This is a genomic window from Rhodococcus sp. NPDC003318, from assembly GCF_042879035.1.
GTDB lineage: Bacteria > Actinomycetota > Actinomycetes > Mycobacteriales > Mycobacteriaceae > Rhodococcus_G.
In genome coordinates, this window is record NZ_JBIAOU010000017.1 from 1 (window position 1) to 22,675 (window position 22,675).

The following is a 22,675-nucleotide window of genomic DNA, read 5'->3' on the forward strand; positions in this document are numbered from 1 at the left end:
CGCTGCCCCTCGGACAACGAACTTCGTGCATCCATGACACCACTCCCCGGAAGTCGGAACCGAATTTCGCAGTCCAACTTCCGGGGACCAGTTCAATGAAGGTGACCTTCAGCCGGGAGGCGAGAGGGCAGGGCTGACCCCTACCGGCCGGTAACAAGGAACTAGGCTGTCGTTGTTCGCCGACGAAGGGAGACCACCATGACCGAGCAGGTCGCCACCGCCGACCTGGCCGACGAGATCGGCCCCGACATCCGCAGCTGCGACACCCAGTTCATTCAGTTCGGTGGCCACGCCGTCTTCTCCGGCCGCATCACCACCGTCAAGTGCTTCCAGGACAACCTGCTCGTCAAGCAGACCCTCGGCGAACCGGGCAACGGCGGGGTCCTCGTCGTCGACGGCGACGCCAGCGTCCACACCGCTCTGGTCGGCGACATCATCGGCGGCAAGGGCGTCACGAACGGCTGGGCCGGTGTCATCGTCAACGGCGCCGTCCGCGACTCGGCGATCCTGCGCACCCTCGGGATCGGCATCAAGGCGCTCGGCACCAACCCCCGCAAGAGCACGCAGACCGGGTCGGGCGAGAAGAACGTGCCCGTCACCTTCGGCGGCGTCACCTTCAACCCGGGCGAAATGGTCTACAGCGATCACGACGGCGTCGTCGTCCGCGCCGAGGACTGACCGCCCCTCCGAGTGTGCAGGTGTCGACGCATCGCCCGAGACGGGCCGCCGACAACTGCACACTCGGCCGTGACGGTGCGGTCAGCCGACGATCGTCACCAGGTCGCCGACCTGCACGTTGTCGTAGAAGAAGCGCGCATCGTCGGTGCTCAGGTTGATGCAGCCGTGGCTGACGTTCTCACGGCCCTGCGATTCCACCGACCACGGTGCGGCGTGCACGAAGATGCCACCCCAGGTGAGCCGGACCGCGTACTCGGTGTCGACGCGGTAACCCTCCGGTGCGTCGATCGGCACCCCGTAGGTGGACGAGTCCATCACCAGGTACCGGAACTTCTCGAGCACTTCGAATGTGCCCAAAGGCGTTTCGTAGCCGGGCTTGCCCATCGACGCGGGCAGGACCCGCTCCTCGTCGCCGACACGAACCGTGAACTGGTGAGTGGTCACGTTCGCGACGGCAGCGACCTGTCCGCCCTGCGTCCGCACCGCGTCACCCGCGGAAGCGAGACCGGCCCCGAAACCCCAGTGCAGCAACACCGTCGCCAGCAGGAGCACCAGCATGCGTCCTACTCGTGGAACCGGACGTCTGCGCGGAACTGGCTGTCCGTATGTACTTTTCATGACGGCTCCGTCCTTCGAGAAAGACGTGAACCCATTCAGTGTGCCACTTCTTCGAGACGCCGTACAGAAGTGCCCGGCACGTCTCCGCGCCGCGGCCGAGTGTGCACCTGGGGCACCTCCGTGCACGAAGTGCTTGGGGGACAGACGCATCCCTTGGGAGGACGCGACCGCAGGTGCACACTCGCCGTCGGGGACGCTAGGAGCCGAAGGGCAGGCTCGTCGGCCGCCGCCACGGGCCGCGGATGGCGACGGTGATACCGGGTGTCTGGATGTTCGCGTACAGCGTCTTGCCGTCGGCGCTGAAGGCGGGACCGCAGAATTCGCTGTCGTTCAGTTCGTTTCGGGCGATGGGGAAGGGATCGCCCTCCTCGGCGACGCCGATGAGGTGGCTGACGCCCTCGCCGTCCTCGGCGAGGATGACGCCGCCATACGGGGAGACCGTGATGTTGTCGGGGCCGTCGTAGTTACCGGTGTCGACGGACGGGTCGGGATTGACACCGAACAAGGTCTTCAGTTCGATCGTGGCGGTCGCGGGGTCGTAGAACCAGACCTGGCCGTCGTGTTCGGCGACGCTGCCGTCGCTGGTGCGGGCGTAGCTGGCGACGAAGTAGACGCCGCCGTGCCCCCACCACTGGCCCTCGAGCTTGCGGCTGCGGGTGATCTGGTCGGCGGTGAACTGCTTGCGCGTCGACGTGGTCTTCGCGTCGCGGTCGGGGACGTCGACCCACTGGACGCTGTAACGGACGCCCGGTGCGGTGGCCTGTGACAGGTCCGGCACGTGGACGCCGTCGGCGAAGCACGTCATCGCCTGCAGGCTGCCTGCGGTGTCTCCGCCGGGTGACTGCGCGAGCGCTCGCAGCGCGCCCGGGCCGCCGACGAAGCCCTGCGGCGGCGTCCACCGGTAGTACAGGCCGTTGGGGCCGCTCGCGTCCTCGGTGAGGTAGATGGCGCTGGTGGCGGGGTCGACGGCGACCGCCTCGTGCGCGTACCGGCCGAGGAACTTCAGCGGGATCGGGCTCTTGCCGCTGTTCGCCGCCTGGCTCGCCGGGTCGACCTCGAAGACGTAGCCGTGGTCGAGCGTGAAGCCTCCCGATCCGGCGCGGGCCTCGGTCTCCTCGCAGGTGAGCCACGTGCCCCAGGGGGTGATGCCGCCGGCACAGTTGTTGACGGTGCCCGCGACGCTGACGTACTGGCCCTGGCGCGCGCCGTTCGGGCCGATCGTGGTCGTGGTGGTGCCGCCGCGGGCACCGGGGTCGTAGGTGAGGCCGTCGACGACGGGGACGCCGAACGGTTCGTCGCTGCCGACCTCGTGATTGGTGACGAGTGTGGTGCCGTTGCCGTTCGCGAACACGCCGTTCGCGTCGGGATCGCTCGGTACCGGGGAACCGTCGTCGAGCAGGGTCTCTCCGGAGCGGGAGACGATCATGTACGTGAAGCCCACGGGCAGCGACAGGATCTTGGCGGGGTCGGGAACGAGCGGACCGTAGCCGATCGCCGCACCGGGCGCCGCGGACGCGAGCGCGGGCCGGAACAGGGTGTCGACGCTGCCTGCGAGCGCGACGCCGAGCCCGGTGAGCGCGGTCCGTCCGAGGAAGGCGCGGCGGTTGAACGAGGATGTGGTCACGTGTGCGATACCTCCGTCGGTGAGCAAAGGACGCCAGGACGGTAGGCAGCCAATCACCGTGTCACGTGGACTCCGGGTGACCGGACGATGAACCGGGAGACAATTTCGCGACACCCCTCGCGATCGAAAATCCTTGCCGGGCAGGGAAATAGGATCCGCGGATTTCGCTGACCGTTAGCCGACCCCTGTGCGGCCGAAGGCCACCTTCATGCGGTCGGAACGCACGAAGGCCACCTTCAGCCGGAAGTGGGGTGGGGATTGTCGGGGCGGGTGGGGCGGATGGGACGGATCGCGGTGGTCAGTGGGAGACGCGGGCGCTCAGTCCGCCGATCTCGACGACGTCGCCGTCGCGTAGCTGACGACCGCGCCGGACCTCGACCTCCCCGTTGACCGACACCAGGCCGTCGGCGATGACGCTCTTGGCCTCCGCGCCGGATTCGATCAGGTTGGCCAGTTTGAGGAACTGGCCGAGGCGGATGACTTCGTCGCGGATGGGGACGTCTTCGGGCTCGGGCATGCTCTCATCATCCCGCACGGTCGCGGCGAACCGTTCACACTGGGTTCATGCCGCCGATCACCACGAGTGAACCGTCAGCGCCCGCGAATCCGGTAGCGCCGCGCGGATTGCGCCGTCCCGCGAGCTCGCGCCTGGCTCAGGTTCCGCACATCGCGGGTCTGGTCATCGGGACCTACGCCGTCCTGGTGTTCCTGTGGAGCCTGTCGCCCGTCCTGCGATATCTCGTCCGCCCGGTCCGGATGTACGTCGACGACTACTACTTCGACGCGCCCGACACCAGTTTCGCGTGGGCCCTGGTCCTCGGCCTGCTGGCCGCGGCGCTCGCCAGCCGCAAACGGATCGCGTGGTGGCTGCTGACGGTCTACCTGTCCCTGATCGGGCTGGCGAACCTCGTACTCGCCGTCGCCGAACGCAATGTCAACGCGGCCGTCGCGTGCGCGGTGCACGTGACGGTGATCGGGCTCCTGATCGCGTCGCGTCCGCAGTTCTACACCCGGGTGCGGCGCGGCGCGGCGTGGAAGGCGCTCGGCGTGCTGGTCGTCGGCCTCGCGGTCGGCACCCTGCTCGGGTGGGCGCTGGTGGAATTGTTCCCCGGCAGCCTGCCGCCGGACCAGCGCCTGCTGTGGGCGTTCAACCGGGTGACCGCGCTGGCCGCGATCGACAACGAGCAGTTCGGCGGTCACCCGCACGGGTTCGTGAACACGCTGCTCGGCCTGTTCGGTGCGATCGCGCTGCTTGCCGCGGTCGTGGTGCTGTTCCGCTCGCAGCGCGCGAGCAATGCCCTGACCGGGCACGACGAGTCGGCGCTGCGGGGTCTGCTCGCCCGCTTCGGCGGTGACGACTCGCTCGGCTACTTCGCGACCCGGCGCGACAAGGCCGTGGTGTTCGCGCCGTCGGGGAAGGCGGCCGTCACGTACCGCGTCGAGGTCGGGGTGTGCCTGGCCAGCGGCGACCCGATCGGAGACGAGGAGGCGTGGCCTCACGCGATCGACGCCTGGCTCGACCTGGCGTCGACCTACGGCTGGACGCCGGCGGTGATGGGCGCGAGCGAGGACGGCGCGACCGCGTACGACCGGGCCGGGCTGACGGTGCTGCAACTCGGCGACGAGGCGATCCTGTACACCCGGGACTTCGACCTCGCCGGCCGGGAGATGCGGCAGGTCCGTCAGGCCGTCAACCGGGTCCGCAAACAGGGCGTGACGGTGCGGATCCGCCGCCACCGCGACATCCCCGCCGAGGACATGGCCGGGGTGATCGCGCTCACCGACGAGTGGCGCGACACCGAGACCGAACGCGGATTCTCCATGGCCCTGGGCCGTCTCGGCGATCCTGCGGACGGCGACTGCCTGCTCGTCGAGGCACTCGGAGCGGAACACGAGACCGGAACCGAGCCGGAGGTGTTGGGCATCCTGTCGCTGGTGCCGTGGGGCGGCAACGGGGTGTCGCTGGACCTGATGCGGCGCAACCCGCAGGCCCCGAACGGGGTGGTCGAGCTGATGGTCACCGAACTCGCGACCAGCGGCGAGCGGTTCGGCGTCAACCGGATCTCGTTGAACTTCGCGGTGTTCCGGTCGGTGTTCGAGGAGGGCGCCCGGATCGGAGCCGGTCCGGTGCTGCGCATGTGGCGGTCGCTGCTGGTGTTCGCGTCCAAGTGGTGGCAGCTCGAGGCGCTGTACCGCTCCAACGTCAAGTACCAACCCGAGTGGGCGCCGCGCTACCTGTGCTTCGCGGACCGTCGGGTACTGCCGAAGGTCGGTGTCGCCTCCGCGATCGCGGAGGGGTTCCTGACCCTGCCGAACCTGCACCGCCGCGACGCGAGCAAGCACACCGGCACCCACGAGGCGGTGCCCGCCGCGATCGCCGACACCGGGAGGCTGCACGCGGACGGGACCGCACCGGACGGCGTCGCGACGCTTGCCGCCGCCCCGGAGGTGGACGCGGCCGAGTCCGGTCCGCGACGTCCCGAGCAGGTGCGGGTGCGGATGGACAAGCTCGAGCGATTGACCGGGGAGGGCGTCGACGCCTACCCGGTGGCGTACCCGCCGACGCACACGGTCGCCGCCGCTGCGGCGTCCCCGGAGGGCACCCGGGTGCGGATCGCGGGACGGCTGTTGCGGATCCGCGCCTACGGCGGCGTCGCGTTCGCGGTGGTGCGGGACTGGTCCGGTGACCTGCAGGTGCTCTTCGACCGGCAGACCGTCGGCGACCGGCTGGACGAGTTCACCGCCGACTTCGACCTCGGCGACCTGATCGAGGTGAGCGGCCCGATCGGACGCAGCCGCAAGGGCGAGCTGTCGCTGCTCGCCGCGGACTGGCGGATGAACGGCAAGTGCCTGCACCCGCTGCCCGACAAGTGGAAGGGTCTGTCCGACCCCGAAACCCGTGTGCGGCAACGCTACGTCGACCTGGCGATCAACCCCGACGCCCGGGACCTGCTCGTGGCACGCAGCGCGGTGGTGAAGTCGCTGCGCGACACCCTGACCGCGCGGCAGTACCTCGAGGTGGAGACGCCGATCCTGCAGCAGGTCCACGGCGGCGCGAACGCGGCCCCGTTCCTGACGCACATCAACGCCTACCACCTGGACCTGTACCTGCGGATCGCGCCGGAGCTCTACCTCAAGCGGCTGTGCGTGGCCGGGATGGAACGGGTCTTCGAGATCGGCCGGGTGTTCCGCAACGAGGGCGTCGACTTCAAACACAACCCCGAGTTCACGATCCTCGAGGCGTACGAGGCGCACAGCGACTACGAGCGGATGATGGTGCTGTGCCGCGAGCTGATCCAGGCCGCGGCCGTCGCCGCACACGGACGGGAGATCATCGTGCGTCCCGGCCCGGACGGCGAGATGGTCGAGGTCGACATCTCCGGGGAGTGGCCCGTCAAGACGATGCACGGCGCGGTGTCGGAGAAACTCGGCGTCGACATCGGCCCGGAGACGCCGCTGGCCGAGCTGCACCGGCTGTGCGACGAACACGAGATCCCGTACCAGCCGGGCTGGGACACCGGCGCCGTCGCGCAGGAGATGTACGAGCATCTCGTCGAGGACCACACCGAGTTCCCCACCTTCTACACCAATTTCCCGACGTCGATGTCGCCGCTGACCCGGCCGCATCCCACGATCCCCGGCGTCGCCGCGAAGTGGGACCTCGTCGCGTGGGGCATCGAACTGGGCACCGCCTACAGCGAACTCACCGACCCGGTGGACCAGCGGGCGCGGCTCACCGAGCAGTCGCTGCTCGCCGCGGGCGGTGACGAGGAGGCGATGGAACTCGACGAGGACTTCCTGCAGGCCCTCGAGCACGCGATGCCGCCGACCGGCGGGCTCGGGATGGGTGTGGACCGGGTGGTCATGCTCATCACCGGCGGCAGCATCCGCGAAACCCTCGCGTTCCCCCTCGCGAAGCCGAGGCAATGACCGACGGCACCCGATCCAGGGACACACCGGCGCTCGGACCGCACCGCTCCTCGCGGAGCGGCGGCGTACCCGAGCCCCAGCAACGAACCCGCATGGTGGTGATCGTGTCCGTCCTGCTGGGCGCGATTCTGTACTCGTCGTGGTTGCTGGAGCTGGTGCTGCCGACGGGCCTCGACCCGTCGCGCGCCTACGTCAGTGAACTGGCGGCGCTCGACCAGCCGTACGGGCTGATCTTCCGCACCGGCGACTTGGTCACCGGCATCCTCCTCACGATCGCCGCCGTCGCCGCGTTGACGCTGCGGCCCCGGCGGCTCCTGACGACGATCGGCTGGGTGGGCCTGGCGGTGTTCGCGGTCTCGACGGCACTCGACTCCCGGATGCCGCTCGAGTGCTCGGCCCACGCGTCCGCGGCGTGCGCGGCGCGCGAACAGGCGGGGCTCCTCGATCAAGCGCGTCTCGCGCACGCGCTCACCAGTGTCGGGGCCGCGACCGCCGCAGGGGTGTCGGTCTTCGCGTTCATCATCGCCGCCTACCGGTACCGCTGGCCGCACTGGCTTCGCTGGGTGGGCATCGCGATCGTGCTGACCTACGTGGTGGGCAACGTGTGGACAGTGTTCGCGATCGACATGGACGGCCGCGGCGACGAGGTGTGGCTGCTCGGCTACGCGCAGCGGCTGCAGCTGGTCGCCGTGACGGGCTGGATCGTCTACCTCGCGTTGGTGGCGGCATGGCAACGCCGCACGGCCCGCGGTTCCACGTGAAACGGCCGGGGCGGCTCCTCACCGTCGCGGGACGGCAGTTGCACGTCCTGGTCGAGGGCAACGACGGGTCGGGCGCTCCCGCGGTCGTGTTGGTCGGCGGACTGGCCGGGAACTGGTTCGACTGGGACGCGCTGACCGCCGACCTCGAGGCCGATCGGGCGGTGGTGCGGTTCGACCGGCCTGGCTTCGGATTCAGCCCGGCGGACGGTGAGGCGCCGACCGCGCCGGGCGAAGCGGACCGGATCGCCGCGGTGCTCGACGCCGCCGGCGTCGAGGGGCCCGTCGTGGTGGTCGGGCATTCGCTCGGTGGCTTCTACGCGGAGGCGTTCGCGCGCCGACACCCGCGCCGGGTGGCAGGGCTGATCCTGCTGGACGCGAGCGTCTCCGGTGGGCACCGCGGAAAAATTCCGCGGCGGTGGCGGACCACCGGCGCCCGGAGGACCGCGCGGGTCGTGACGAGGTCGGGCCTCCAGCGGCTGCTCGGCCCGACCGTGGCCTGGGTGTTCAACCGCGCCGGGCTGGAGGAGCACACCCGGGACTGGGTCCGCGCGATCTACCAGGACCCGCGCTACCTCGAGGCGGCCCTCGTCGAGGACGCCGTGTTCCCGGACCTGGCCGCAGACGTGGCCGCGCTGCGGCGGTCCGATCCACTGCCGCGGGTGCCCGTCGCAGTCGTCGCGGCGCACACCGGACGGCCGACGCCGTGGGGACGGGTGTGGCTGCGGTGGCAACGCGCACTGGCCGCCACCCTCGGCGCCCGTCTGGTGGTGCTGCGGCCGGCGCACCACCACGCGATGATCGACCAACCCGACCGTCTGGCCCGGCTGATCCGCGAACTGACCGAGCCTGTCGCCGGCGACCGCCCGACCGACTCGAGCGGTCCGTGAGCGGGCATGACAAGGTGGCGGTGTGCAACTGCTCCTGATCCGCCATGCGCTGCCCGAACGTGTCGTCACCGACAACGCCCCCGCCGATCCGGCACTGACCGCCGAGGGGCACGCCCAGGCCGCACGGCTGCCGGGGGCGCTCGCCCCGTACCCGGTGGCCCGGATCGTCAGCAGCCCGCAGTTGCGGGCCCGCCAGACCGCCGCCCCGCTCGCCGAGGCCCGCGGGCTGGCGATCGACGTCGACGTCGACCTCGCCGAGTACGACAGCACCCACACGCACTACATACCCATTCACGAGGCGAAGACCGCAGCGCCCGAGACGTACGCGCGGGTCCTCGCCGGCCACCTCCCCGACGGCGTCGACGTCGACTCCTTCCGCGGCAGGGTGCTCGGCGCGATGGGACGCGTCGTGGAGGCCGGCGACCACGAGGACACCATCGCCGTCTTCGCCCACGGCGGCGTGATCAACATCTACCTCCAGCACCTCCTCGGCCTGGACCGGCCCCTGACCTTCCCGATCGACTACGCGTCGGTGTCGCGAATCCTGTTCTCCCGCAACGGAAAGCCCCGTCCTGCCTCCGTGAACGAGACCGGCCACGTGCGGGACCTGCTCCCCCGGTACCGCTGATCCCGCAATCAGCCACCGAATCGGCCTCCGGACGGATCGACCCCCGCCACCACGAGACCGTCAGTGACCCGGCGCCTTTCGTCCGGCCACTCACCGCCGTCGGCTAGTTGCGCCCGCCCTGCACTCCGCCTGGGACGATCGCATCGATGTGCGCGAGGTCTTCGGCCGTCAGCGTCAGGTCGGCGGCGCCGACGTTCTGCGCGACTCGCGCGGTGTTGCGCGTTCCCGGGATCGGCACGATGTAGTCGCGTCGCGCGAGGAGCCACGCGATCGACAGCTGCGACAGTGACGCACCCTTGCTTTCGGCGAACGCGGCCAGTTGCCGGACGATGTCGACGTTCGCATCGAAGTTCTCGGGTGCCCACCAGCCGATGCGCTGGCGGAAATCGTCGTCACCGTAGCTCGAGCGCGGCTGCACAGCGCCGCTGAGAAAACCACGCGCCAGCGGGGAGTAGGCGACGAATCCGATGCCGAGCTCTTCGAGAACCGGGAGGATCGGCTCGACGTCGTGCGCGAAGAGCGAGTACTCGGATTGGAGTACCGAAATCGGGTGGACGGCGTGGGCCCTGCGGATGGTCTCGGCATCCACCTCGGAGAGACCGAGGAACCTCACCTTGCCGGCGTCGACGCACTCGGCCATGACGCCGACGACGTCCTCGACCGGCACGTTCGGGTCCGGTCGGTGTTGGTAGAGCACGTCGATTGTGTCGACACCGAGGTAGCGCAGGCTGTTCTCGACGACCTCGCGGATGTGGTCGGGACGGGAGTTCCTCTTCGATGTCCGCGTCAGACCGAACTTCGTGGCAATGACGACGTCGTCTCGAATCGGCGAGAGAGCGCGACCGAGCAGTCTCTCCCCTCCACCCCATCCGTACATCTCTGCGGTATCGAACAGGGTGACGCCCAGTTCGTGCGCTTTCCGGATCGCAGCGATCGACTCCGTGTCGTCAGTGGGCCCGTACCCCGTCGCGGTGCCCATCGCGCCGTAACCGATGGCCGAGACCGCCAGGCCCTGTTGTCCGAGTGTGCGCTGCTCCATCGACAGCTCCTTCCTAGTCACTGTCATCGTACGCCTAACTTGTCTTAGTCAGACAGTTTCGTCATCGTATGATGAGTCCGTGAACGGAAGGCCTGCGCCGTCGACGCTGCGCGAGATGACTCGCGCTGCGGTCCGCGCCCGAATCTCGGACGCCGCACTCGACCTGTTCGTCGAGCACGGATTCGACGACGTGACAGTCGAACAGATCGCATCCACGGTGGGAATCTCGACGCGCAGTTTCAACCGCTACTTCCCCACCAAGGAAGATGCCGTGCTCGGCGACACCGAAGCATGGGGCATCCTCGTGCGCGACACCTTCGCTGCGCGACCCGGCGACGAGAGCGTCTGGCACTCGTTGCAGCAGGCCTACGCAGCCCTGCTCGCGTTGTCCGACACCAGCGGCGAACGCCGGAAGCGCGGGATGCGAGTGCTGAGCAGCGCCCCCTCACTGCGGGCCCGCAACCTCGAAAAGCACCTCCTCTGGGCGCAGATGCTCACACCACTGGTCGCGGAACGTCTCGACGGCAACGACACCCGACTGCGGGCCTACGCGATCGTCCAGGCGAGCATCGCCTGCTTCGAAGCCGCCTTGAACACATGGGCCGAACCCGACGAAAACCGAACTCCCACAGAACTACTGGCAATCGCGTTCGACTCGTTCCCGGGTTGGCGGGATTGACCCGGACAAGACACTCACCGCCGCAACTGCCCCCCGGATGAATGCGACTGTCGGACGAGGACGAGCGATGCAAGCGGGTTGCGCCGCCGTGAACCATCTCGATCGCAGCCGATCGAGCGACGACGTGGCCGGGTATGCCGCAATCACCATGCCGTTCGATTGCGCTGTTTGTCCCGTCCTCGACCGGGTAACCGAAGCCGTGTCAGACGGAGGAAGCCGCCCCAGAACAACGAGGCAGGACCTGCTCGGATGTTCGAGACAGAGACCGGCCAGGTGACCGGCACCAAGGACAAGGATTACACCTGGTGTGGTTCGTCGAATCATGCCTGAACAACGCGCTGCGCATGGAGAACTACATTCAGGACGCGGATCGAGACGGCGACACCGAACTGGCCGACCTCTTCCGCAAGGCACAGGCCGAGAGCCGTAAGGGCGGCCGGGAGGGCAAGGAGCTCCTGGCGGCACGGTTGAGCAGTTCCGGCGCATGAGTCGCCACCGCGAACACCCGCCGAGTGCCTGAACCGACAGAAATCCCCTGAAGAATCTCGCCCCCGAGACGGACCGTCCTCGGGGACGATTCGTCGTGCGCCGGGACCACTACTCAGTGTTGCCACCTACCAGTACTCAGTGTTACTTTGTACCGGTAGTCAGCGACACCGAGTACTGGGAGAAGCGCGATGGGCAAGCAGGCAACCGAAATGCTCAAGGGAGTCCTCGAGGGCATCGTGCTCGCGATCCTGTCGGTGCGACCCGCCTACGGCTACGAGATCACGGCAAGGCTCCGCGACCAGGGCTTCGCGGACATCGCGGAGGGCACCGTCTACGCCCTGCTGGTCAGGATCGAACAGCGCGATCTCGTCGACGTGGAGAAGGTTCCATCCGAGAAAGGGCCGCCGCGCAAGGTGTACACGCTCAATGCGCGGGGACGAGACCAACTCAGCGAGTTCTGGAGGAACTGGGGCTTCCTCGCGGAACGAATCGAGCAGCTCCACGAAGGAGAGCAGTGACCATGGGCGCCAAGTGGATCGAGACCCTCGCCGGCTCGCTCGAACAGAAGAAGCAGTACCGGCAGTACAAGGCCCGCATCGAGGCCATGCCCGAACCGTATTCGACCACCGCGAAGGCCTTCCAGCGGTACTTCACCTACTACGGCGGCATCACCGACGGCGACACCCTCCTGACGATGTTCGGCGACTTCGCCGACCTCTGGGAGCGCGCCGCGGCCGACGGCACCCCGGTACGGGCGATCGTCGGCGACGACCCGGTCGAGTTCGCCGAGACCTTCGCGCAGGCCTACACCGGCAAGCAGTGGATCGACAAGGAGCGCGCACGCCTGGTCAAGGCGATCGAGGACGTCGAACACCGGGAGCAGCGATGACCGCCGCGATTCGGGTGCGGGGCGTCGAGAAGTCGTACGAGCAGCTCCACGTGCTGCGCGGCGTCGACCTCGAGGTCGAGCGGGGTAGCATCTTCGCACTGCTCGGCTCGAACGGGGCCGGCAAGACCACCCTGGTGAAAATCCTGGCCACACTGCTGAAAGCGGATGCGGGCACGGCGGCGGTCGACGGCTTCGACGTCGCCGCGCAGGCGCCGAAAGTCCGCGAATCCATCAGTCTCACCGGGCAATTCGCCGCTGTCGACGAGATCCTCAGTGGGAGGGAGAATCTCGTGCTGGTCGCGAGGCTCCGGCACCTGTCGGATCCGGGGGCGACCGCGGACGCGTTGCTCGCGCGCTTCTCGCTGACCGACGCAGGCGACCGGAAGGTGTCGACGTACTCGGGCGGGATGCGGCGGCGCCTCGACATCGCGATGAGCCTGATCGGGAACCCACCGGTCGTCTTCCTCGACGAACCGACGACCGGACTCGATCCCCAGGCCCGCAACGAGGTGTGGCAGGCCGTGCGGGACCTCGCGGCGGGCGGCACGACGGTGCTCCTCACCACGCAGTACCTCGAGGAGGCCGAGCAACTCGCCGACCGGATCGCGATCCTCCACCAGGGCCGGATCATCGTCGACGGCACCCTCGCCGAACTCAAGCAGCTGCTTCCGCCCGCGAAGGTGGAGTACGTCGAGAAGCAGCCCACTCTCGAGGAGGTCTTCCTCAGCATCGTCGGTACCGACGCAGCCACCGAAACCACCGTGAGCGCCGACGGAAAGGACCGGTCATGACCACCCACGTCGTCGGCGACACCGCCGCCCTCACCGGGCGGTCCCTTCGCCACATCACCCGCAGTCCGGACACCATCATCACGACCGCGGTCACACCCGTCGCGATCATGCTGCTGTTCGTGTTCGTGTTCGGCGGCGCCATCGACACCGGCACCGGCACCGGCACCGGGTCGTACGTGAGCTACCTGCTCCCCGGCATCCTGCTCATCACCATCGCCTCGGGTGTCGCGTACACCTCCGTGCGGCTGTTCAACGACCTGCAGGGCGGCATAGTCGAACGGTTCCAGTCGATGCCGATCGCCCGGTCGTCGGTGCTGTGGTCGCACGTGCTGACCTCGCTGGTCGCCAACGTCGCGGCGCTGGTGATCGTCGTCGGTGTCGCCTTGCTCATGGGGTTCCGACCGGGGGCGAACGTGTTCGACTGGCTCGCGGTCGCCGGCATCCTGGTCCTGTTCACCCTGGCACTGACCTGGCTGGCCGTGATTGCCGGTCTCTCCGCGAGCTCGGTGGACGGTGCGGGCGCGTTCGCCTACCCGCTCATCTTCCTGCCGTTCGTCAGCTCCGCGTTCGTGCCGACCGCGTCCATGCCCGGACCGGTGCGAGCCTTCGCCGACAACCAGCCAGTGACGTCGATCGTGAACGCGATCCGCGCCCTGCTCGCGGGAGAACCCGTCGGCTCCGACATCTGGGTCGCTCTCGCCTGGTGCGTCGGCATCCTCGTCGTCTCCTACGCCGCCGCGGTGACGATCTACCGTCGCACGTTCGCCTGATCCACGCGGTCGCCGAGTTCCCCCGCGGACCAATATTTTTCGAGCAACCGACGTGGGGTGTCCAATCCGGCACCCCACCACCGGTCTTGCGTGTCACCACGACCGAGGCGGATCATGGTTGGGAGTCATGCGTGTTGGCTCGAGTGCTCTTCTCGTCCAGTTTCAAGGTGAAATATCATGTCCGCCAAGATCACACACGTTCTCGCCGTGACGGCCCTCGTCGTCACCCTCGGCGCTCTCGCTCCCCCCGCCGCCTTTGCCGGCCCCCCGAACGCCACTCCGGCCCTGGGCTCGGTGAGCGTGTGCTTCAGCGTTCCCCTCGGATCAGCCGCACTCGTCTGGTGCATCTGAGCAGAAACGCCTGAGCTGCAACGCTGTCCATCGCGTCACGGACTGCGGGAACAATCCCTGTGCTCGAACACATTCGCGAAACTTTCAACGGCACAGGGCCAGATCCCTGCTGCCTCGGCCATGAATCACGAGCGGCCGTGGACACCGTGGCGACAGAAGCGGACGATGGAAGGGCGTCAGCCCCCCTCCGTCGCCGGACGACCGTGCGCTGTGGCAGTCGCGCGTGCCCTGCGCGCCGCGCTCGGCCGGAAGTTGATACTCCACCCACCGGGAGAGAACCATGGCCACGAACCACAAGGGCAAGATCGCCATCGACATTCGGGATTCGGTTCCGGACTGGGCACCGTATCTGCCTCGCCACGCCCCCGAGGGCGCACCGAACGTTCTGATGCTCGTGTGGGACGACGTCGGGTACGGAACGATGGATGTGTACGGCGGTCCGGTCGAAACGCCCACCATGCGGCGGATCGCGGACCTCGGACGCCGGTACTCGAACTTCCACACCACCGCGCTGTGCTCCCCGACCCGGGCGTCGCTCCTGACGGGGCGCAACGCCACCACCAACGGCATGGCCACGGTCACCGAACTGGGCTCCGGGTTTCCCGGTATCTCGACCCACATCCCGTTCGAGAACGGATTCATCTCCGAGGTGCTCGCCGAGCGTGGCTGGAACACCTACTGCGTCGGGAAGTGGCATCTGACGCCGGGCGAGGAGACGAACATGTCGGCGGTCAAGAGCCGCTGGCCGCTCGGTCGCGGATTCGAACGCTTCTACGGCTTCCTCGGCGGGGAGTCGAGCAGCTGGTACCCGGACCTGGTGTACGACAACCACCCGATCGAACCGCCGGCGACACCCGAGGAGGGCTACCACCTCGCGAAGGACCTGGCCGACCGGTCGATCGAGTTCATCCGCGACGCCAAGACGGTCGACCCCGACAAGCCCTTCTTCCTCTACCTCGCACCGGAGGCCGGGCACGCGCCGCACCACGTCTTCCCCGAGTGGGCGGACCGGTACCGGGGACGGTTCGACGAGGGCTACGAGGCCATCCGTGCCGGTATCCTCGCCCGGCAGAAGGAGATCGGCCTGCTCCCGCCGGACACGGAGCTCTCCCCGATCAACCCGCACGGCGAACCGGCGGCCACCGGAGCGGACGGCCAGTTGTGGCCCGTGCTCGACACCGTGCGGCCCTGGGACACGCTCACGACCGACGAGCGGCAACTGTTCGTGCGGATGGCCGAGGTGTTCGCCGGGTACATCTCCTACACCGACGACCAGGTCGGCCGTGTGATCGACTACCTGGACGAGTCGGGACAGCTCGACAACACGATCGTCGTCGTGGTCTCCGACAACGGTGCCAGCGGCGAGGGCGGACCGAACGGCTCGTTCAACGAGTGGCGATTCTTCAACGGTGTGCCCGACACCACCGAGGAGACGCTGCCCCACCTCGACGAGCTCGGCGGCCCGAAGTCCTACAACCACTACAACACCGGCTGGGCGTGGGCGTTCGACACACCCTTCCCGTACTGGAAGCGCTGGGCCGGCTACGAGGGTGGCATCGCCGACATGTGCATGGTCGCGTGGCCGGCGAAGCTGGCGCCGCGCAGCGAACCGCTGCACCAGTACATCCACGCCGTCGACGTCGTGCCCACGCTCTACGAGTTGCTCGACATCGAACCGCCCGACGTACTCCGTGGCCACACCCAGCACCCGATCGAGGGGCAGAGCTTCGCGTCCTCGCTCACCGACCCGGACGCACCGGGGAAGGCGACCCAGTTCTACACGATGCTGGGCCAGCGTTCGCTGTACCACGAGGGCTGGCTGGCGTGCTCGCTGCACCCGCCGCTGTCCGGGTGGGGGCACTTCGAGCGGGACGTGTGGGAGTTGTACAACCTCGAGGAGGACCGCGCCCAGACGAGGAATCTCGCGGATCGGGAACCGGAACGCCTCGCGATGATGCAGAGCCTGTGGTTCTACTACGCCGGCATCTACAACGGGCTGCCGCTGGACGATCGCAGTCCCATCGAAATCATGCTCGCGGGCCGTCCGCATCCGGGGAAGAGGCGCGACCGGTACGTGTACTACCCGCACAGCGCCGACGTCCCCGAGGCCGCCGGGGTCTCGATCCCCGGGCGTTCCTACACGATCGCCGCCGGTGTCCGCGTGGACGCCGACGACGCGGAGGGCGTGCTCTTCGCGCACGGCGGCGTTGCCGGAGGTCACAGCCTGTACATCAAGGATCACCGACTGCACTACGCCTTCAACTGGCTCGGTACCACGCAGCGTGACGTCGTCGCCGACCGCGACATCGGTCCGGGCTCGCACGTGTGCACCGCCGAGTTCGCCGCCGACGGCAGGAACCCGGATCCCGGCATGCCGGGCTTCGCCGGGACCCTCACGCTCTACCTGGACGACGAGCAGGTCGCCGCGGGCGAGATCGTCACCCAGCCCGGACCGTTCAATCTGGTCGGCGACGGCATCTGCATCGGCCGGGACAGCGGCTCGCCGGTGACCCCGGACTACACCGCGCCGTTCGCGTTCACCGGCGGCTCCATCGACAAGGTCGTCGTCGACGTGTCCGGTCAGCGGTACGTCGACCACGAGGCCCAGGTGCGGGGGTGGTTCGCCCTCGACTGAACGACGCCTGTCAGAACAGGTTGCCCGGGTTCAGCCGCCCGTCGGGATCGAGGGCGGCCCGGACCGTCCGGTGCACGGCCATCGCGGTCTCGTCGAGTTCCCGTGCGAGCCAGTCCTTCTTGAGCCGCCCGACGCCGTGTTCGCCGGTGACGGTGCCGCCGAGCTCGAGGGCGCGGCGGGTGATCCGGTCGAACGCGCGGAGGGCTCCGGCGCGGCTGGCGGGATCGGACTCGTCGTAGATGATCGTCGGGTGCATGTTGCCGTCGCCGGCGTGCCCGAAGACGCCGATGGTCAGCTGTTCGTCGGCGGCGACGCCCTCGATGTGCCGGATCAGGTCGACGATCCGCGAGCGGGGCACGCACACGTCGTCGAGCAGCCAGTCGCCGAGCTGCTCGAGGGCGGGCAGGGCCAGCCGACGCGCCTCGAGCAGTTGCGCTCCCTCCGCGGGGTCGTCACCGATCGCCACGTCGACCGCTCCGACGCAGGCCTTCTCGACGTCGGCGAGGACCGCGGCCGCGTCCGTGGCGTCGCTCTGCACCAGCAGCATGGCGGCGGTGCCGTCGTCGAAACCCATGCGCGCCATGCGGTCCACGGCGAGCAGTGTGGTGCGGTCCATGATCTCGAGCATCGACACCGAGACGCCCGACGCGGTGATCGCCGCGACGGTCTCCCCCGCCGCGCCGAGGGTGCCGAACGTCGCGACCAGGGTGAGCGGTTCACGCGGGGCGGGCAACAGCCGCACCGTGATCTCGGTGACGACGCCGAGGGTGCCCTCGGAGCCGACGAACAGGTGCGTCAGGTCGTACCCGGCCACGCCCTTGGCGGTCCGCCGGCCCGTCCGCATCACCCGGCCGTCGGCCAGCACGACCTCGAGACCGAGCACGAAATCGCCGGTGACTCCGTACTTCACGCAGCACATGCCGCCGGCGTTGGTGGCGACGTTGCCCCCGATGGTGGAGACGGCGACGCTGCCCGGGTCGGGCGGGTAGAACAGACCGCGCTCGGCGACCGCCGCCCGCAGGTCGGCGGTGACGACACCGGGTTGGACGACCGCGATGCGCTCGACGGGGTCGATCGACACGATCGATTTCATGCGGTGGGTGCTGAGCACCACCGTGTCGGCGTCACCGTTGGCGGCGCCACTGAGCCCGCTGCCCGCGCCGCGCGGGACCACGGTCCAGCCCTGGTCGGCGGCGACCCGCAGGCACTCGGCAACCTCGTCGGTGGTGGCCGGCGCGAGCACGACCGGCGGGGTGGCGCGGTCGGTGAACCGGGACTGGTCGAAGCCGTAGCTCGCCGTGACGTCGGGATCGGTGGACAGGACGATCCGGCCGAGGCCGGCCAGTGCCTCCTCGCGAGTGGTCACAGGCACCTCGCGGACAGTCCACCGTCGACGGGCAGGCACACGCCGTTGACGTAGGCCGCGTCGTCGGACGCGAGGAACGCCGCCGCGCGGGCGACGTCCCACGGCGACCCGACCCGGCCGGTGGGGCTCGCCGCATCGCGGGCGGCGCGGTCGCGCGCCGCGACGAGCGGGGTGTCGATCATGCCGGGCAGCACGGCGTTGGCCCGAATTCCCCTGTCGGCGTATGTGAGTGCCAGCGACACTGTCAGCTGGTTCACGGCCGCCTTGGTGGCGTTGTACGCCGGGTACACGTAGCCGGTGTCGCGGATCGCGGCCACCGACGACACCGTCACGATCGCACCCCGCCCCGCATCGAGCAGGTGCGGCAGCACGTGCCGGGTGGTGAGGAAGACCCCGGTCAGGTTGACCGCGACGGACGCGTCCCACTGCTCGCGGGACAGGTCGAGCACCGAGCCGTCGACGGGGACGCCGACGTTGTGGTGCAGCACGGTCGGTCGCCCGAACGCCGACACCGACTCGGCCACGGCGCGGGCGACGTCGTCCTCGACCGTGACGTCGGCGCGCACGGCGAGCGCCTCTCCCCCGGCCGCGGTGATCTCCTTCGCCACCCGCTCGGCCTCGGCGGCGTCGCGGTCGATCGCCACGACGCGCGCGCCCTCGGCGGCATAGGTGCGTGCCGCGGCCTCGCCGTTGCTCAGCCCGTCCCCGCTCGACCCGGCGCCGAACACCAGCACGACCCCGTCGGTCAGCCTTCCCGTCATCACGCGATCTCCTCTACGAACAGTTCGAATGTGACGGCGACGAGGTTGCCGCGCTCCGCCAACTCGCCGACGTGCACCTCGCCGTGGCGGTCCATGACCAACGCCGACAGGTACGCCGGGCCGCCGCGCTCCGCGTGACCGGCCAGCGCGACCTCGGTCGCCGGGCCGTCGACGGTCACGGCGCCACCGTCGCGCAGCAGGGTCGCGCCGACGAGGCTGCCGAGACTGCCCCGCACCGACGCGCGCACGATCCCGTGCTCGGCCATGACACGGCGCACCGTCTCGTGGATCTCGACACCCGGCCGAACCCGCGTCATCACCGAACGACGGTTCCCGACAACGGGTTCCGCCGTCGCGGACGGGGTGAAGACCGGCATCAGCGTCTCGTCGTCCACACCGCTCGTCAGGGCCACCGAGTCGAAGGCGTGCAGCACGATCTCGACCGGCGTCGCGCCGACCACGGTGTCCGGCCACAGGTGCCCGCCGCGCAGCACGCCGCGCGCGTCGTGCCAGGCGGCGTGGCAGTGCATGAACCGCTCGCCGTCGCGCCTGCCGACGGTGGCGCTGCCGCCGACGATCGTCACCGGGGTCGCGGCCTCGTACGTCTCGCTGTACCAGGCGGCACGCGAACCGTCGGTACACACCGCCGGAATGCAGTACGACACCCGGGCCAGTGGTCCACCGAGCAATTCGACCTGCGCGGAGTCGGCACCGATCCGGGTCAGTTCGTCGTCGATCGCGTCGACGAGCCGACGCCCCGGCGGCAGGGACACCCGCACGGTCACGGTGCCGCCCGGCACCGACTCGAGTCGCTGCTCGGCGACCGGTCCCGGATGGTCGAGGGGCGCGAGCACGGTGGGCGTGTTCACGAGACCCCCTGCAGTACAGCGGCGTACGGTCCCCATCCCTGCTCGGCGAGTTCGTCGCGGATGGTGCGCTTGACGACCTTGCCGTAGCCGGACTTCGGGAGCGCGTCCCAGAACAGCACGTGGCGGGGCAGCTTGTACCGCGCCATCCGCTCACCGAGCCACGCCGTCAGCTCCTCCGCCGTCACCACGGCGCCGCCGGCGCGGACGCACACCGCGACACCGACCTCGCCCCACTTCGGTTCCGGCACACCGAGTACCGCGACCTCGTCGATCGCGTCGTGGGTGAGGATCTTCTCCTCGATGTCGCGCGGGTGGATGTTCGAGCCGCCGGAGATGTACATGTCCGACGACCGTCCCGTCACGTACACGTAGCCGTCCGCGTCCATCACGCCGAGGTCGCCGGTGCGGAACCAGCCGTCCCGGAACGCTTTCGCGTTCGCGTCGGGGTTGTCGAGGTAGCCCGCGAAGACCGCCGGCCCGGCGACGCACAGTTCGCCGATCTCCCCGGCCGGCACCTCGGCGCCCGTCTCGTCCTGCACGCTGACGAGCATCCCGGTGCGGGGGTAACCGCATGTGCCCGCCGAAAGCCCTTCCGGCACGGGGCGTCCGTGGTCGGCACTGGGCAGCACGGTGATGTTCCCGGTGACCTCCGCCAGCCCGTAGTACTGCACCAGCACCTCGCCGAGCAGCGCCCGGGCCCGCTCCTGGTCGGGCGTGTACATCGGCGCACCGGCGTAGACGACGTACCGCAGCGTCGAGTGGTTGTGCCGGCTCACCGCCGGGTGGTCGACGAGCACCTTGAGGATCGTCGGGACGGTGAACATGTTGGTCACGCGCTCGGATTCGACGAGACCCCACACCTCCTGGGGGTCGAGACTCACCGACGACGGCAGGATGGTGGCCGCGCCCCGCGCGACCTGCGGCAGCATGTGCACCCCCGCGCCGTGCGAGAGCGGCGCGACGACGAGGGACGCGTGGTGGCGGTCGGTGGTCGGCATCAGGTCCGCGAGGTGGTTGTTGACCACGAACCCGAGCTGGTCGTGGGTGAGGATCGCGGCCTTGGGGGTTCCGCTCGTGCCCGAGGTGAAGAAGTACCAGGCGGGGTCGCCCTCCCAGGTCGCCACGCGGGCCGGTGTCTCGGTCGCCTCCGGCACGTCGGCGACGGCATCGGTGTCGGCGTCGTGGTCGTCGATCCACAGCACACCGCCGCGCAGTCCGTGAGCCGCGAGGACCGCGTCGACGTGGGAGGTCGTCGACGCGTGCCCGACCATCACGGTCGGTCGGCACACCCCCGCGATCACGGCGACGTCGCCCTCGTGCAGACGCGAATTCACCGGCGCGAGAACGGCTCCGACCCGCCAGGTCGCGAACATCGCCTGCACGAACTCCGGGTGGTTCGGGCTGTCGAGCATGACCACGTCGCCCTTGCCGACACCACGGCGCGTGAGCTCGGCGGCGAGGGCGTCGACGCGGTGGTCGAGGTCGCGCCAGGTCCAGCGGGTGACGCCGTGCACGAGCGCGGTGCCGTCCGGCAGCCGGCGCGCCGTCTGCGTCAGGATCTCGGCCAGATTGGCTGCTCGGCGTGGCGTGCTCATCGGACGGACTCCAGGACGGTGGCGTAGTTGGCGACGGCCGCGCCGCCCATGTTGAAGACGGCCGCCCGGTCGGCGGCGGGCAGCTGCATACCGCCGGCCTCGCCGGTCAGTTGCAGTGCGGCCATGACGTGTTGGGAGACGCCGGTGGCGCCCAGCGGGTGGCCCTTGGCCTTGAGCCCGCCGGAGCGGTTGACCGGAAGCAGGCCGTCGCGTTCGGTGCGGCCCTCGGCCAGGACCTCGGCGCCCTTGCCGGGCGCCGCGAGACCGAAGGCCTCGTACTGCAACAACTCCGCGATCGTGAAGCAGTCGTGCGTCTCGAGCAGGTCGAGGTCGTCGAGCGTCACCCCGGCCTCGGCGAGCGCGCCGCGGAACGCTCGGGCGGCGCCGTCGAACGCCAGGGCGTCGGCCCGCCGCGCGATCGCCAGGTGATCGTTGGCATGCGCGCGGCCCACGATCCGCACCGAGCGGCGCGCGGTGGCCGCGACGTCGGGAAGCGCCACCACCAGGGCGGCGGCGCCGTCGGAGACCAGCGAGCAGTCGGTGCGCAGCAGACGCCCGGCGACCGTCGGGTTCTTCTCGGACGGCGACGCGCAGAAGTCGAATCCGAGGTCGCGACGCAGGTGCGCGTACGGGTTGTCGACGCCGTTGCGGTGGTTCTTGGCGGCGATGCGGGCCATCGCGTCGTGCGGATCGCCGTAGCGGTCGGCGTACCGGTCCGCGAGCCCGGCGAACACCCCGGCGAAGCTGCCCGCGTCCGCCTCGGTGGCGCGGTGCAGACCCGACAGCAGGATGTCGTTGACGTCGTCGTTCGGTGTCGCGGTCATCTTCTCCGCGCCGACGACCAGCGCGACCCGACCGCGCCCGGCCTGCAGGTGGTCCAGCGCCGTGTACAGCGCGGCACTGCCGGTGGCGCAGGCGTTCTCGACGTGGGACGAGGGAACGAGGGCGAGGTCGGGCTGCCCGGCACCGACGAGGGCACCCTCGAAACCCTGCCGGGAGAAGCCGTTGTTGAACACGCCCACCGCGATGAGGTCGACGTCGGACGGTGCGAGCCCGGCGTCGGCGACGGCGGCGATCGACACCTCCGCGATCAATGCCTCGACGTCGGGGCTCTCGCTGCGCCCGAACCGGGTGTGGGCCCAGCCGATGATGTGCGGTGCGGTCACGTCAGTCCTCTCCTCGACTCGCGTGAGGCGGATCACGTCCCCACGCCGAGACATGGTCGCCCGCGGATCGGGCGCGGTTGAACCGTCGTCCGACGAGAGGTCCCGCCGCGAATTCCTCTCGTTGTCGAAGGACGCAGGCGTGGCGCCCT

General features: G+C 69.5%; 20 protein-coding genes and 2 pseudogenes. 13 read left to right on the plus strand and 9 right to left on the minus strand.

All coding sequences use genetic code 11. The features are described 5' to 3' along the window. Nucleotides 1-198 precede the first annotated feature (198 nt). Nucleotides 199-678 (plus strand): ribonuclease E activity regulator RraA, encoded by a 480-nt coding sequence (gene rraA / locus ACFYVR_RS21330; RefSeq protein ID WP_387476876.1) that lies wholly within the window; start codon nucleotides 199-201, stop codon nucleotides 676-678. Between the two features lie 81 nt (nucleotides 679-759). On the opposite strand, the pseudogene ACFYVR_RS21335 reads toward rraA, so the two are convergent. From ACFYVR_RS21335 to ACFYVR_RS21345, 3 genes and pseudogenes are all read right to left on the minus strand, one after another. Continuing rightward, nucleotides 760-1,149 (minus strand): annotated as a pseudogene (locus ACFYVR_RS21335) (L,D-transpeptidase); the annotation flags it as partial. A 343-nt stretch (nucleotides 1,150-1,492) separates the two neighbouring features. Beyond that, nucleotides 1,493-2,920 carry an alkaline phosphatase PhoX gene (locus tag ACFYVR_RS21340; RefSeq protein ID WP_387476878.1) on the minus strand — a complete coding sequence of 476 codons (1,428 nt, stop codon included), beginning with the start codon at nucleotides 2,918-2,920 and terminating at the stop codon, nucleotides 1,493-1,495. A gap of 298 nt (nucleotides 2,921-3,218) precedes the next feature. Further along, nucleotides 3,219-3,437 (minus strand): RNA-binding S4 domain-containing protein, encoded by a 219-nt coding sequence (locus ACFYVR_RS21345; protein WP_387476880.1) that lies wholly within the window; start codon nucleotides 3,435-3,437, stop codon nucleotides 3,219-3,221. Between the two features lie 47 nt (nucleotides 3,438-3,484). On the opposite strand from ACFYVR_RS21345, the gene lysX reads away from it, so the two are divergent. The 4 genes from lysX to ACFYVR_RS21365 all read left to right on the plus strand — a co-directional run bounded on the left by lysX (nucleotide 3,485) and on the right by ACFYVR_RS21365 (nucleotide 9,126). After that, nucleotides 3,485-6,850, plus strand: coding sequence for a bifunctional lysylphosphatidylglycerol synthetase/lysine--tRNA ligase LysX (gene lysX, locus ACFYVR_RS21350; RefSeq protein ID WP_387476882.1), 3,366 nt, complete (start codon nucleotides 3,485-3,487; stop codon nucleotides 6,848-6,850). Between the two features lie 92 nt (nucleotides 6,851-6,942). Continuing rightward, on the plus strand, nucleotides 6,943-7,611 hold the full coding sequence (locus ACFYVR_RS21355; RefSeq protein WP_387476884.1) for a DUF998 domain-containing protein: 669 nt from the start codon (nucleotides 6,943-6,945) through the stop codon (nucleotides 7,609-7,611). Next, a complete protein-coding gene (locus ACFYVR_RS21360) occupies nucleotides 7,578-8,498 on the plus strand; it encodes an alpha/beta fold hydrolase (protein ID WP_387476886.1) in 921 nt (306 codons plus the stop codon). Before ACFYVR_RS21355 ends, ACFYVR_RS21360 begins: the two co-directional genes overlap by 34 nt. 22 nt (nucleotides 8,499-8,520) lie before the next feature. Further along, the gene (locus tag ACFYVR_RS21365) at nucleotides 8,521-9,126 is read left to right on the plus strand and encodes a histidine phosphatase family protein (protein WP_387476888.1); all 606 of its coding nucleotides are present in this window, start codon (nucleotides 8,521-8,523) and stop codon (nucleotides 9,124-9,126) included. Between the two features lie 103 nt (nucleotides 9,127-9,229). On the opposite strand, the gene ACFYVR_RS21370 is transcribed toward ACFYVR_RS21365, so the two are convergent. Next, the gene (locus ACFYVR_RS21370) at nucleotides 9,230-10,165 is read right to left on the minus strand and encodes an aldo/keto reductase (protein WP_387476890.1); all 936 of its coding nucleotides are present in this window, start codon (nucleotides 10,163-10,165) and stop codon (nucleotides 9,230-9,232) included. Nucleotides 10,166-10,244: 79 nt separating this feature from the next. On the opposite strand from ACFYVR_RS21370, the gene ACFYVR_RS21375 reads away from it, so the two are divergent. From ACFYVR_RS21375 to ACFYVR_RS21410, 8 genes and pseudogenes are all read left to right on the plus strand, one after another. Further along, the gene (locus ACFYVR_RS21375; protein WP_387476892.1) at nucleotides 10,245-10,844 is read left to right on the plus strand and encodes a TetR family transcriptional regulator; all 600 of its coding nucleotides are present in this window, start codon (nucleotides 10,245-10,247) and stop codon (nucleotides 10,842-10,844) included. A 249-nt stretch (nucleotides 10,845-11,093) separates the two neighbouring features. Further along, nucleotides 11,094-11,332 (plus strand): annotated as a pseudogene (locus tag ACFYVR_RS21380) (hypothetical protein). A 189-nt stretch (nucleotides 11,333-11,521) separates the two neighbouring features. Continuing rightward, complete coding sequence (locus ACFYVR_RS21385; RefSeq protein WP_387476894.1) at nucleotides 11,522-11,851, plus strand: PadR family transcriptional regulator; 330 nt, start codon at nucleotides 11,522-11,524, stop codon at nucleotides 11,849-11,851. A 2-nt stretch (nucleotides 11,852-11,853) separates the two neighbouring features. After that, a complete protein-coding gene (locus tag ACFYVR_RS21390; RefSeq protein WP_387476896.1) occupies nucleotides 11,854-12,222 on the plus strand; it encodes a DUF1048 domain-containing protein in 369 nt (122 codons plus the stop codon). Next, nucleotides 12,219-13,013: an ABC transporter ATP-binding protein gene (locus tag ACFYVR_RS21395; RefSeq protein ID WP_387476898.1), complete on the plus strand. Its 795-nt coding sequence runs from the start codon at nucleotides 12,219-12,221 to the stop codon at nucleotides 13,011-13,013. The genes ACFYVR_RS21390 and ACFYVR_RS21395 overlap by 4 nt, the downstream gene beginning before the upstream one ends. Next, entirely contained in the window at nucleotides 13,010-13,783 is a 774-nt protein-coding gene (locus ACFYVR_RS21400) for an ABC transporter permease (protein ID WP_387476900.1), read from the plus strand. The genes ACFYVR_RS21395 and ACFYVR_RS21400 overlap by 4 nt, the downstream gene beginning before the upstream one ends. A gap of 177 nt (nucleotides 13,784-13,960) precedes the next feature. Beyond that, nucleotides 13,961-14,134: a hypothetical protein gene (locus tag ACFYVR_RS21405; RefSeq protein WP_387476902.1), complete on the plus strand. Its 174-nt coding sequence runs from the start codon at nucleotides 13,961-13,963 to the stop codon at nucleotides 14,132-14,134. A gap of 280 nt (nucleotides 14,135-14,414) precedes the next feature. Then, nucleotides 14,415-16,769, plus strand: coding sequence for a sulfatase-like hydrolase/transferase (locus tag ACFYVR_RS21410; protein WP_387476904.1), 2,355 nt, complete (start codon nucleotides 14,415-14,417; stop codon nucleotides 16,767-16,769). Between the two features lie 10 nt (nucleotides 16,770-16,779). Here ACFYVR_RS21410 and ACFYVR_RS21415 read toward each other — a convergent pair whose 3' ends face one another. Genes ACFYVR_RS21415 through ACFYVR_RS21435 form a run of 5 tightly spaced genes read right to left on the minus strand, consistent with a single transcriptional unit; the run spans nucleotide 16,780 to nucleotide 22,526 of the window. Further along, nucleotides 16,780-18,135, minus strand: coding sequence for an FAD-binding oxidoreductase (locus tag ACFYVR_RS21415; RefSeq protein WP_387477028.1), 1,356 nt, complete (start codon nucleotides 18,133-18,135; stop codon nucleotides 16,780-16,782). Then, nucleotides 18,132-18,896: an SDR family NAD(P)-dependent oxidoreductase gene (locus ACFYVR_RS21420; protein WP_387476906.1), complete on the minus strand. Its 765-nt coding sequence runs from the start codon at nucleotides 18,894-18,896 to the stop codon at nucleotides 18,132-18,134. The genes ACFYVR_RS21415 and ACFYVR_RS21420 overlap by 4 nt, the downstream gene beginning before the upstream one ends. Continuing rightward, on the minus strand, nucleotides 18,896-19,765 hold the full coding sequence (locus tag ACFYVR_RS21425) for a PCC domain-containing protein (protein ID WP_387476908.1): 870 nt from the start codon (nucleotides 19,763-19,765) through the stop codon (nucleotides 18,896-18,898). Before ACFYVR_RS21425 ends, ACFYVR_RS21420 begins: the two co-directional genes overlap by 1 nt. Next, complete coding sequence (locus tag ACFYVR_RS21430; RefSeq protein ID WP_387476910.1) at nucleotides 19,762-21,360, minus strand: acyl-CoA synthetase; 1,599 nt, start codon at nucleotides 21,358-21,360, stop codon at nucleotides 19,762-19,764. Before ACFYVR_RS21430 ends, ACFYVR_RS21425 begins: the two co-directional genes overlap by 4 nt. Beyond that, on the minus strand, nucleotides 21,357-22,526 hold the full coding sequence (locus ACFYVR_RS21435) for a thiolase domain-containing protein (protein WP_387476912.1): 1,170 nt from the start codon (nucleotides 22,524-22,526) through the stop codon (nucleotides 21,357-21,359). Before ACFYVR_RS21435 ends, ACFYVR_RS21430 begins: the two co-directional genes overlap by 4 nt. Nucleotides 22,527-22,675 lie beyond the last annotated feature (149 nt).